At 66.7% G+C, this 10,063-nt stretch carries 17 protein-coding genes; all 17 read left to right on the top strand.

Translation table 11 applies throughout. The annotated features are described in order from the left end of the window. Window positions 1-384: 384 nt before the first annotated feature. Entirely contained in the window at window positions 385-1,863 is a 1,479-nt protein-coding gene (locus tag AC0NZN_RS07325) for a hypothetical protein (protein WP_474591609.1), read from the top strand. Window positions 1,864-2,349: 486 nt separating this feature from the next. Continuing rightward, window positions 2,350-2,658 (top strand): 30S ribosomal protein S10, encoded by a 309-nt coding sequence (rpsJ, locus tag AC0NZN_RS07320; RefSeq protein ID WP_045246810.1) that lies wholly within the window; start codon window positions 2,350-2,352, stop codon window positions 2,656-2,658. A gap of 8 nt (window positions 2,659-2,666) precedes the next feature. Then, window positions 2,667-3,326, top strand: coding sequence for a 50S ribosomal protein L3 (gene rplC, locus AC0NZN_RS07315; RefSeq protein WP_320943252.1), 660 nt, complete (start codon window positions 2,667-2,669; stop codon window positions 3,324-3,326). 2 nt (window positions 3,327-3,328) lie between these two features. Next, window positions 3,329-3,985 (top strand): 50S ribosomal protein L4, encoded by a 657-nt coding sequence (gene rplD, locus AC0NZN_RS07310; protein ID WP_474591608.1) that lies wholly within the window; start codon window positions 3,329-3,331, stop codon window positions 3,983-3,985. Further along, window positions 3,982-4,281 carry a 50S ribosomal protein L23 gene (gene rplW / locus AC0NZN_RS07305; protein WP_474591607.1) on the top strand — a complete coding sequence of 100 codons (300 nt, stop codon included), beginning with the start codon at window positions 3,982-3,984 and terminating at the stop codon, window positions 4,279-4,281. Before rplD ends, rplW begins: the two co-directional genes overlap by 4 nt. Window positions 4,282-4,303: 22 nt before the next feature. Beyond that, window positions 4,304-5,143: a 50S ribosomal protein L2 gene (rplB, locus tag AC0NZN_RS07300; RefSeq protein ID WP_474591606.1), complete on the top strand. Its 840-nt coding sequence runs from the start codon at window positions 4,304-4,306 to the stop codon at window positions 5,141-5,143. 12 nt (window positions 5,144-5,155) lie between these two features. Next, on the top strand, window positions 5,156-5,437 hold the full coding sequence (rpsS, locus tag AC0NZN_RS07295) for a 30S ribosomal protein S19 (protein ID WP_320943256.1): 282 nt from the start codon (window positions 5,156-5,158) through the stop codon (window positions 5,435-5,437). A 25-nt stretch (window positions 5,438-5,462) separates the two neighbouring features. Continuing rightward, the gene (gene rplV / locus AC0NZN_RS07290) at window positions 5,463-5,855 is read left to right on the top strand and encodes a 50S ribosomal protein L22 (RefSeq protein WP_474591605.1); all 393 of its coding nucleotides are present in this window, start codon (window positions 5,463-5,465) and stop codon (window positions 5,853-5,855) included. Beyond that, window positions 5,855-6,616 carry a 30S ribosomal protein S3 gene (gene rpsC, locus AC0NZN_RS07285; protein ID WP_474591604.1) on the top strand — a complete coding sequence of 254 codons (762 nt, stop codon included), beginning with the start codon at window positions 5,855-5,857 and terminating at the stop codon, window positions 6,614-6,616. Before rplV ends, rpsC begins: the two co-directional genes overlap by 1 nt. After that, window positions 6,616-7,035, top strand: coding sequence for a 50S ribosomal protein L16 (gene rplP, locus AC0NZN_RS07280; RefSeq protein ID WP_320943259.1), 420 nt, complete (start codon window positions 6,616-6,618; stop codon window positions 7,033-7,035). The genes rpsC and rplP overlap by 1 nt, the downstream gene beginning before the upstream one ends. Further along, the gene (gene rpmC, locus AC0NZN_RS07275; protein ID WP_474591603.1) at window positions 7,035-7,352 is read left to right on the top strand and encodes a 50S ribosomal protein L29; all 318 of its coding nucleotides are present in this window, start codon (window positions 7,035-7,037) and stop codon (window positions 7,350-7,352) included. Before rplP ends, rpmC begins: the two co-directional genes overlap by 1 nt. Continuing rightward, a complete protein-coding gene (gene rpsQ, locus AC0NZN_RS07270; RefSeq protein WP_474591602.1) occupies window positions 7,352-7,675 on the top strand; it encodes a 30S ribosomal protein S17 in 324 nt (107 codons plus the stop codon). Before rpmC ends, rpsQ begins: the two co-directional genes overlap by 1 nt. Further along, window positions 7,672-8,040 (top strand): 50S ribosomal protein L14, encoded by a 369-nt coding sequence (gene rplN, locus AC0NZN_RS07265; protein ID WP_018171454.1) that lies wholly within the window; start codon window positions 7,672-7,674, stop codon window positions 8,038-8,040. The genes rpsQ and rplN overlap by 4 nt, the downstream gene beginning before the upstream one ends. A 2-nt stretch (window positions 8,041-8,042) precedes the next feature. After that, window positions 8,043-8,402 (top strand): 50S ribosomal protein L24, encoded by a 360-nt coding sequence (gene rplX / locus AC0NZN_RS07260; protein ID WP_474591601.1) that lies wholly within the window; start codon window positions 8,043-8,045, stop codon window positions 8,400-8,402. Then, window positions 8,402-8,992, top strand: coding sequence for a 50S ribosomal protein L5 (gene rplE / locus AC0NZN_RS07255; protein ID WP_474591600.1), 591 nt, complete (start codon window positions 8,402-8,404; stop codon window positions 8,990-8,992). Before rplX ends, rplE begins: the two co-directional genes overlap by 1 nt. A 127-nt stretch (window positions 8,993-9,119) precedes the next feature. Further along, window positions 9,120-9,518, top strand: a complete 399-nt coding sequence (gene rpsH, locus AC0NZN_RS07250; protein WP_474591599.1) for a 30S ribosomal protein S8 — start codon at window positions 9,120-9,122, stop codon at window positions 9,516-9,518. Between the two features lie 6 nt (window positions 9,519-9,524). Then, on the top strand, window positions 9,525-10,061 hold the full coding sequence (rplF, locus tag AC0NZN_RS07245; RefSeq protein WP_474591598.1) for a 50S ribosomal protein L6: 537 nt from the start codon (window positions 9,525-9,527) through the stop codon (window positions 10,059-10,061). Window positions 10,062-10,063: the final 2 nt, after the last annotated feature.

The raw sequence follows: 10,063 nt of genomic DNA, 5'->3' as shown, positions 1-10,063 counted from the left end.
ATGGCCGGCTCGAGCACCTCCGCGGCTCCGCGCTCGGCTTCCGGAACCTCACGAACTATGTCGCGAGATCCCTGCTCGAGGCCGGAGGCTTCAGAACCCAACTACACCCTTGATTCCGAAGAGCCCGTTTGGGAGCGGCGGCGTGTGTCGATTCGCACGCGGGATGCCGGTCAGGATAATCTCCTCCTGAGGACGATTCTTCGTCCCGCGCCGACCAACCCGAACAGGTCGGCGCATCCTTCTCGAACCCACCGTCTCCCGTGACGTCCCGGGTCGAGAAGCCAGCGGGTGTCGCTGGGAATTCGACACTCGCTGCAGCACACCGCGGCCCATCCTGCGCCGCGGAGAAGCGGCGCAGCAGCGCCGGAATCTGGGGAGGAAGTCGTGCCTGACGCACGCATCAAGAAGAAGACGTTCAGCGCGCTTGCGGCTGCCGTGACCGCTGCGGCCCTTGTCGTGACGCCGATGGTGACAGCCGGTGCGCTCGCGCAGACGCCCTCCGGCCAGGAGGGGCAGGTCGGCGTCCTGCAGAAGTGGACGCAGGAGACCAACCACGTGGAGTACTGGCAGGGCGAGAACCCCGGTGCGACCTGTGTGAAGGGCGAGGCGAGCACGGGCGATCTGACCGTTTCGGAGACAGGCAAGTCGATCACGCTGAAGGCCGCCCCGACGGGCCGGCAGTGGGTGGCGCTGATCATCAAGGCCGGCAGCCTCTGGAACGACGTGATCGCCGACCCGAAGGTCGGAGTGGCCTACGCGTCGCCGAACAACAACGGCGGACAGCAGGCTGTCGTGTCGCACTGGATCGCGTGCTCCACGCCTCAGACGCCGGAGACGCCTCAGACGCCGGGGACGCCCCCGGAGAAGCCGGCCCCGGTGTCGACCGAGAACGTCGTCACCGGCTTCGAGTGCGGTGCCGACGAGACCATCACCACCACCACGACGACGACGGACTGGGTCTGGGATGACGAGTCCGCCCAGTGGGTGCTCGGCACGCCGGTCACGGGCGCGCCCGTCGTCACGCACGCGCCGCTGACGCAGGCGGAGCAGCAGTCCTGCAGCAGCGAGACCCCACCCCCGACCACGACCGTGACGTACACGGAGTGGAAGGACGGCCAGTGGGCCTGCGGCGATACGACGGTGACCCAGACCCGCACCAAGACGACCACTGTCACGCCGTCCGGGGGCGAGTCCACCGTCACGACGTCGCAGGAGACTCGGATGCGCGACCTCACGCACGAGGAGGTCGGCACCTGCCCGCTGACGATCGGCCACATCGCGTCCGAGTGCATCGGCGATGTGCCCTACCTCAGCTATGACGTCGCGCTCCCGGCAGGCTTCGTTCCCACCGAGAACCCGGCCACTCCGCTCACCATCACGTTTGTGAACCCGAGCCCGGGTGGGGTGGACTACGTCGTCAAGATGCTCCCGCTCACGGGCCGGATCCTCTGGCCGGGCGCCTCCGACGGCACGCCGAAGATGTGGCCGGGATGGGAGATCCAGAACGGCGAGTACGTCAAGACCACCGGCAACTTCGACTGGACGCGTCAGGGAGTCACCGTGCGATTCGATGTGAACCCGACGTACTCGACGACCGTCACGTACCCGAAGGCGACAGCCTTGTGCGCCAGCCCGAGGCTGCCCGCCGCAGGCCCGACGCCGGATCAGACACCCGCGCCGGCCATGACCTCGGAGGCGGAGGCCCTGCCGCTGGTCGTGACCGGGGACCTCGCGTCGACCGGTGGTGCCGGAGCCAGCCCCATCGTGGTCGCAGCCGGCGTCGTCGCGCTCGCAGTGGGCATCGCGGGAGTCGTCATCGCCGCGTTCCGTCGCCGCAGCGCCGAGAAGGCCAAACAGCGCTGAACGGTCCTGACAGAAGGGGTGCTCCGGAAGGAGCACCCCTTCTGTGCGTCTGCGCCGCACGCGATCTGTTCGACGGCGGCGGGGGAGCAGGCTGGGCAACCGCCCTGCGCGACACGCCCGAGTTTGCGACACGCCCGGGCGGCACGTAGACTAGTGAGGTTCCACATTCCGGGGTGCGCTGAGCGTGCGCCGGATCACTGCCAGGGCAGTGCATAGGCGGCGCAGCATCCCTTCATCGGGATGGATGCGCAGGGACCTAGGCCGCAGGCGGAAGAACAGCGACATCCCCCTTCCTCAGTCGGGCGACCGGCACCGCGCGCATGCGTGCGGGCGAAAGGGGAGCCCGGATGCCTCGGCAGCCGGGTTGACAGCAGAACAGCGGTGCAGCATCCCCGCAACCGCGGGAGAGTGCCCCGGTGCGCCAACGCACCGACGTGCGTCCGATGCGTCAGCAGACGTAAGACGCGAGAAGAGAGAGAGCAGACAATGGCGGGACAGAAGATCCGCATTCGCCTGAAGTCGTACGATCACGCCGGACTGGATTCGTCCGCGCGCAAGATCGTCGACACCGTGACCCGTGCAGGCGCGACCGTCGTGGGCCCCGTGCCCCTTCCGACCGAGAAGAACGTCGTGGTCGTCATCCGGTCGCCGCACAAGTACAAGGACAGCCGCGAGCACTTCGAGATGCGCACCCACAAGCGTCTGATCGACATCATCGACCCGACGCCCAAGGCCGTCGACTCGCTGATGCGTCTCGACCTCCCGGCCGATGTCAACATCGAGATCAAGCTCTGAGGTTCGACATGGCTGACATCAATAGCAAGGTTTCCAAGGGCCTGCTCGGCACCAAGCTCGGCATGACCCAGGTGTGGAACGAGAACGGCAAGCTCGTTCCCGTCACCGTCATCCAGGTTGCGCCGAACGTGGTCACCCAGGTTCGCACCCCGGAGAAGGACGGCTACAACGCGGTGCAGATCGCGTCGGGCCAGATCGATCCCCGCAAGGTCAACCAGCCCCTCACCGGTCACTTCGACGCCGCAGGCGTCACCCCGCGCCGTCACGTCACGGAGATCCGCACCGCGGATGCCGCCGACTACGCGCTGGGTCAGGAGCTCACCGTGGACGGCACCTTCGAGGCCGGCCAGCTCGTCGACGTCGTCGGCACGAGCAAGGGCAAGGGCACCGCGGGCGTCATGAAGCGCCACAACTTCAAGGGCGTCTCTGCCTCGCACGGTGCGCACCGCAACCACCGCAAGCCCGGTTCGATCGGCGCCTCGTCGACCCCGAGCCGTGTCTTCAAGGGCATGCGCATGGCCGGCCGTATGGGTGGCGAGCGCGTGACCGTCCTCAACCTCACGGTGCACGCCGTCGACGCCGAGAAGGGCCTGCTGCTCGTCAAGGGCGCCGTCCCCGGTGCTCGCGGCCGCATCGTCTACGTCCGCAACGCAGTGAAGGGTGCCTGATCATGGCTGACTCCACTCTGGACGTCGTGAAGGCAGACGGCAAGAAGGCCGGCTCCGTCGAGCTGCCCGCCGACCTGTTCGACGTCAAGACGAACATCCCGCTCATCCACCAGGTCGTCGTGGCCCAGCTGGCCGCGGCCCGTCAGGGCACGCACTCGACCAAGCGTCGTGGCGAGGTCTCCGGCGCAGGCCGCAAGCCCTTCAAGCAGAAGGGCACGGGCAACGCGCGTCAGGGCTCGATCCGCGCGCCCCAGATGACCGGCGGTGGCATCGTCCACGGCCCGAAGCCGCGCGACTACTCGCAGCGCACCCCCAAGAAGATGGTCGCGGCCGCCCTGCGGGGCGCGCTCAGCGACCGCGCTCGCGGTGAGCGTCTGCACGTCATCGACGGCTTCGGCATCAACGACGCTCCCTCGACGAAGTCCGCTGCTGCGGTCCTCGCCGAGCTGACGGCCCTCAAGAACGTCCTCGTGGTCATCGAGCACGACGATGCGATCACGCTCAAGAGCGTTCGCAACCTCCGCTACGTCCACGTGATCTCGTTCGACCAGCTCAACGCCTACGACGTGCTCGTCTCGGACGACATCGTCTTCACCAAGGCCGCGTTCGACGCGTTCGTCGCATCGAAGAGCGCCGTCACCGAGGAGGTCTCGGCATGACCGCCGTGAACAAGGACCCGCGCGACATCATCCTGAAGCCGGTCGTCTCCGAGAAGAGCTACGGCCTGATCGACGAGGGCAAGTACACCTTCCTGGTGGACCCCCGCTCGAGCAAGACCGAGATCAAGCTCGCGATCGAGAAGATCTTCGGCGTCAAGGTCGCATCCGTCAACACGATCAACCGCGTGGGCAAGGCCCGTCGCACCCGCTTCGGCATGGGCAAGCGCAAGGACACCAAGCGCGCCATCGTCACGCTGAAGTCGGGCACGATCGACATCTTCACGGCAGTCGGCTGACGGTCGGGATAGAGGACTAGAAATGGCAATTCGCAAGTACAAGCCGACGACCCCGGGTCGTCGTGGCTCGTCGGTCGCCGACTTCGCCGAGATCACACGATCGACGCCCGAGAAGTCGCTGCTGCGCCCCCTGTCGAAGACCGGTGGCCGTAACAACCAGGGCCGCATCACCACGCGTCACATCGGTGGTGGCCACAAGCGTCAGTACCGTGTCATCGACTTCCGTCGCAATGACAAGGACGGCATCGACGCCAAGGTCGCACACATCGAGTACGACCCCAACCGCACCGCGCGCATCGCGCTCCTGCACTATGTGGACGGCGAGAAGCGCTACATCATCGCGCCGAACAAGCTGCAGCAGGGCGACGTCGTCGAGTCCGGTCCGTCGGCCGACATCAAGCCGGGCAACAACCTGCCCCTGAAGAACATCCCGACCGGTACGGTGATCCACGCCATCGAGCTGCGTCCCGGTGGCGGCGCCAAGATGGCGCGTTCGGCCGGTGCGTCTGTCCGGCTCGTCGCCAAGGACGGCCCGTTCGCGCAGCTTCGACTGCCCTCGGGCGAGATCCGCAACGTCGACGCGCGCTGCCGCGCGACCGTCGGCGAGGTGGGCAACGCCGAGCAGTCGAACATCAACTGGGGCAAGGCCGGCCGCAAGCGCTGGAAGGGCGTCCGCCCGACTGTCCGAGGTGTCGCGATGAACCCGGTCGACCACCCGCACGGTGGTGGCGAGGGCAAGACGTCCGGTGGTCGTCACCCGGTGTCGCCGTGGGGTCAGGCCGAGGGCCGCACCCGTCACGCGAACAAGGAAAGCGACAAGTACATCGTCCGTCGTCGCAACGCCGGCAAGAAGCGGAAGTAGGAGTAGAGGAAGATGCCTCGCAGCCTCAAGAAGGGCCCCTTCGTCGATGACCACCTGCTCCGCAAGGTTGTCGTCCAGAACGAAGCCGGCACCAAGAACGTCATCAAGACCTGGTCGCGCCGTTCGATGATCGTCCCGGCCATGCTGGGTCACACCATCGCCGTGCACGACGGTCGCAAGCACATCCCTGTGTTCGTGACCGAGACCATGGTCGGCCACAAGCTGGGCGAGTTCGCGCCCACCCGCACCTTCCGCGGCCACGAGAAGGACGACAAGAAGGGCCGCCGCCGCTGACGCGGGGGCGCAAGAGGAGAGAGAAATGGTGGAGTCCATCGCACGCGTGCGACACATCCGCGTGACCCCTCAGAAGGCTCGTCGTGTCGTCGCGCTGATCAAGGGCAAGCAGGCCGAGGAGGCCCTGGCCATCCTGAAGTTCGCTCAGCAGAGCGCCAGCGACCCGATCTACAAGCTCGTGGAGTCGGCGATCGCGAACGCTCGCGTCAAGGCCGACCAGGCCGGCGAGTACCTGGATGAGCGCGACCTCTTCGTGAAGAACGCCTTCGTGGACGAGGGGACGACGCTCAAGCGCTTCCAGCCCCGCGCCCAGGGACGGGCGTTCCAGATCAAGAAGCGCACGAGCCACATCACGGTGGTCCTCGCGACGCCGGAGCTGGCCGAGGCCGGCGCCAAGAACAAGAAGGCGAGCAAGTAATGGGACAGAAGGTCAACCCGTACGGCTTCCGCCTCGGCATCACCACGGACCACGTGTCGCGGTGGTTCTCGGACTCGACGAAGCCGGGCCAGCGTTACGCCGACTACGTCGCCGAGGACATCAAGATCCGGAAGCTCCTGCAGACGCAGCTCGACCGGGCCGGCGTCAGCAACATCGAGATCGAGCGCACGCGTGACCGCGTCCGCGTCGACATCCACACCGCCCGTCCGGGCATCGTGATCGGCCGCCGCGGCGCCGAGGCCGAGCGCATCCGCGCCGACCTCGAGAAGCTCACGGGCAAGCAGATCCAGCTGAACATCCTCGAGGTCAAGAACCCCGAGGCCGACGCTCAGCTGGTGGCCCAGGGCGTCGCCGAGCAGCTCAGCGCCCGCGTGGCATTCCGCCGCGCGATGCGCAAGGGGCTGCAGGGCGCGCAGCGCGCGGGCGCCAAGGGTGTCCGCATCCAGGTCTCCGGCCGCCTCGGCGGCGCCGAGATGAGCCGCTCGGAGTTCTACCGCGAGGGCCGTGTGCCGCTGCACACGCTGCGCGCGAACATCGACTACGGCTTCTACGAGGCGAAGACCACCTTCGGCCGCATCGGTGTGAAGGTCTGGATCTACAAGGGCGACCTCACGAACAAGGAGCTCGCGCGCGAGCAGGCGAACCAGAAGCCGGCGCGTGAGCGCGGCGACCGTCGTGGCCCCCGTGACCGTGGCGACCGTCGCAACGAGGCCCCCGTGGCAGAAGGAGCGTCGGCGTAATGCTCATCCCCCGCAAGGTCAAGTACCGCAAGCAGCACCACCCGGGTCGCTCGGGCCAGGCCACGGGCGGCACCAAGGTGTCGTTCGGCGAGTTCGGCATCCAGGCGCTCACGTCCGCTTACGTGACCAACCGTCAGATCGAGTCCGCTCGTATCGCGATGACGCGTCACATCAAGCGTGGCGGCAAGGTGTGGATCAACATCTACCCGGACCGTCCGCTCACGAAGAAGCCCGCCGAGACCCGCATGGGTTCCGGCAAGGGCTCGCCGGAGTGGTGGGTCGCGAACGTCAAGCCGGGTCGCGTCCTCTTCGAGGTCGCCGGCGTCAACGAGCAGCTCGCTCGTGAGGCCCTGACCCGGGCCATTCACAAGCTGCCCCTGAAGGCACGCATCATCAAGCGCGAGGAGGGCGACGCGTAATGGCGATCGGCACCAAGGAGCTCGCTCCGAGCGAGCTCGACACCTACGAAGACACGCGCCTTGTCGAGGAGCTGCGCAAGGCCAAGGAAGAGCTGTTCAACCTGCGCTTCCAGTCGGCCACCGGCCAGCTCGAGAGCCACGGCCGCATCCGTGCGGTCAAGCGTGACATTGCGCGCCTCTACACGGTGATCCGCGAGCGCGAGCTGGGCATCCGTGCCACGCCCGCGCCGATCGAGGCACCGGCCAAGGCCGCGAAGGCGAAGAAGACGAAGAAGGCGGACGCCGAGGCGCCCGCCGCGCAGGAGGAGGCTGAGTGATGGCCGCTGCAGAGAAGAAGGCCGAGACCGTCGGCCACGAGAGCGCCGAGCACGACGTCCGTGACGAGAGCGCGCGCGGCTACCGCAAGGCCCGCCGCGGCTACGTCGTCAGCGACAAGATGGACAAGACGATCGTCGTCGAGGTCGAGGACCGCGTGAAGCACCCGCTCTACGGGAAGGTCATCCGCCGCACGTCGAAGGTCAAGGCGCACGACGAGACGAACAGCGCCGGCATCGGCGACCTCGTGCTCATCAACGAGACCCGCCCGCTGAGCGCCACCAAGCGCTGGCGCCTGGTCGAGATCCTGGAGAAGGCGAAGTGATCCAGACTGAATCCCGGCTCAAGGTCGCCGACAACACCGGCGCCAAGGAGCTGCTCACCATCCGCGTGCTCGGCGGCTCCAACCGCCGCTACGCGGGTCTGGGCGACATCATCGTCGCGACCGTCAAGGACGCGATCCCCGGCGGCAACGTCAAAAAGGGCGATGTCGTCAAGGCTGTCGTGGTGCGCACCGTCAAGCAGACGCGTCGCGCCGACGGCTCGTACATCAAGTTCGACGAGAACGCCGCCGTCATCCTGAAGAACGACGGGGAGCCCCGCGGCACCCGCATCTTCGGACCGGTCGGTCGTGAGCTTCGCGACAAGAAGTTCATGAAGATCGTCTCGCTGGCACCGGAGGTGATCTGATCATGGCGAACATCAAGAAGGGCGACCTGGTCGTCGTCATCACGGGTCGCACGCAGGCCAAGGGCGGTGACCGCGGCAAGCAGGGCAAGGTCCTCGAGGTCATCGCCGAGCAGAACCGCGTGATCGTCGAGGGCGTCAACTACGCCACCCGTCACAACCGCGTCGGACAGACCCAGCGCGGCACCAAGACGGGCGGCATCGAGACGTTCGAGGCCCCCATCCACATCTCCAACGTCGCCCTCGTCGACCCGTCGACGAAGAAGGCGACCCGCGTGGGCCACCGCGTGGAGGAGCAGATCAAGGACGGCAAGAAGCGCACCGTCCGCGTGCGCTACGCCAAGAAGTCAGGCAAGGACCTCTGATGAGCACCACCGCTGCCGTGGCGGCTGGCAAGATCCAGCCCCGCCTCAAGCAGAAGTACAACAACGACATCAAGAAGGCTCTGCAGGACGAGTTCGGCTACGAGAACGTCATGCAGATCCCCGGCCTCGTGAAGGTTGTCGTGAACACGGGTGTCGGCGAGGCTGCGCGTGACAGCAAGGTGATCGATGGTGCGGTCGACGACCTCACCAAGATCACCGGCCAGAAGCCGGTCGTGACCAAGGCCCGCAAGTCGATCGCCCAGTTCAAGCTGCGCGAGGGTCAGGCCATCGGTGCGCACGTCACCCTGCGTGGCGACCGCGCGTGGGAGTTCGTGGATCGCCTCGTCAACCTGGCGCTGCCCCGCATCCGCGACTTCCGTGGCCTGTCGGCGAAGCAGTTCGACGGACACGGCAACTACACCTTCGGTCTCCAGGAGCAGTCGGTGTTCCACGAGATCAACCAGGACAAGATCGATCGCGTCCGTGGCTTCGACATCACGATCGTGACGTCGGCGAAGACGGATGCCGAGGGCCGCGCCTTGCTGCGCCACCTGGGCTTCCCGTTCCGCGCAGACGACGCTCAGGCGTGATCTGACACAATTGAGGGATGCCTGGCCACAGCGCCAGGCATCCCCATGTTCAACTGAATATGGCATCTCATTGCAGGTCGTCAGTCGTGTAACGGCTGCCGAAACCTCATGAACGAAGGAATACATCATGACGATGACAGACCCGGTCGCAGACATGCTGACCCGTCTGCGCAACGCGAACTCGGCGCACCACGATTCCGTGTCGCTGCCGAGCTCGAAGCTCAAGACGCACATCGCCGAGATCCTCAAGCAGGAGGGCTACATCGCTTCGTGGGAGGTGTCTGACGCCCGCGTCGGACAGACGCTCACGCTGGCGCTGAAGTATGGCCCGAACCGCGAGCGGTCGATCGCCGGCATCAAGCGCGTCTCCAAGCCCGGCCTTCGCGTCTACGCGAAGTCCACCGAGATCCCCAAGGTCCTCGGTGGCCTGGGTGTCGCCATCCTGTCCACCTCCTCCGGTCTTCTCACCGACCGTCAGGCCGAGTCGAAGGGCGTGGGCGGAGAAGTTCTCGCCTACGTGTGGTGACGATTCATGTCTCGTATCGGACGTCTTCCCATTGACATCCCCGCCGGCGTGACCGTCTCGGTCGACGGCCAGGGCGTCTCCGTCAAGGGCCCGAAGGGTGAGCTGTCGCTCACCGTCGCGCGCCCCATCGAGGTCAAGGTCGAGGAGGGCCAGGTCATCGTGACCCGTCCCGACGACGAGCGCGCGTCGCGCTCGCTCCACGGTCTGACCCGCACCCTGATCAACAACGACATCATCGGCGTGACGCAGGGCTACACCAAGGGTCTCGAGGTCGTCGGCACCGGTTACCGCGTCGCCCAGAAGGGCTCGGCGGTCGAGTTCGCGCTCGGCTTCTCGCACCCCGTCCTGATCGAGCCGCCGGCCGGCATCACCCTGACGGTCGAGGGCAACAACAAGCTCACCGTCAGCGGCATCTCGAAGCAGGCCGTCGGCGAGGCGGCTGCGAACATCCGCAAGATCCGCAAGCCCGAGCCGTATAAGGGCAAGGGTGTGCGCTACGCCGGCGAGGTCGTGCGTCGCAAGGCCGGAAAGGCTGGTAAGTAACC

Source organism: Microbacterium sp. sgz311019, from assembly GCF_056135325.1.
Note: the sequence above shows the minus strand (reverse complement) of the source record. Positions and strands in the feature narration are given on the sequence as shown.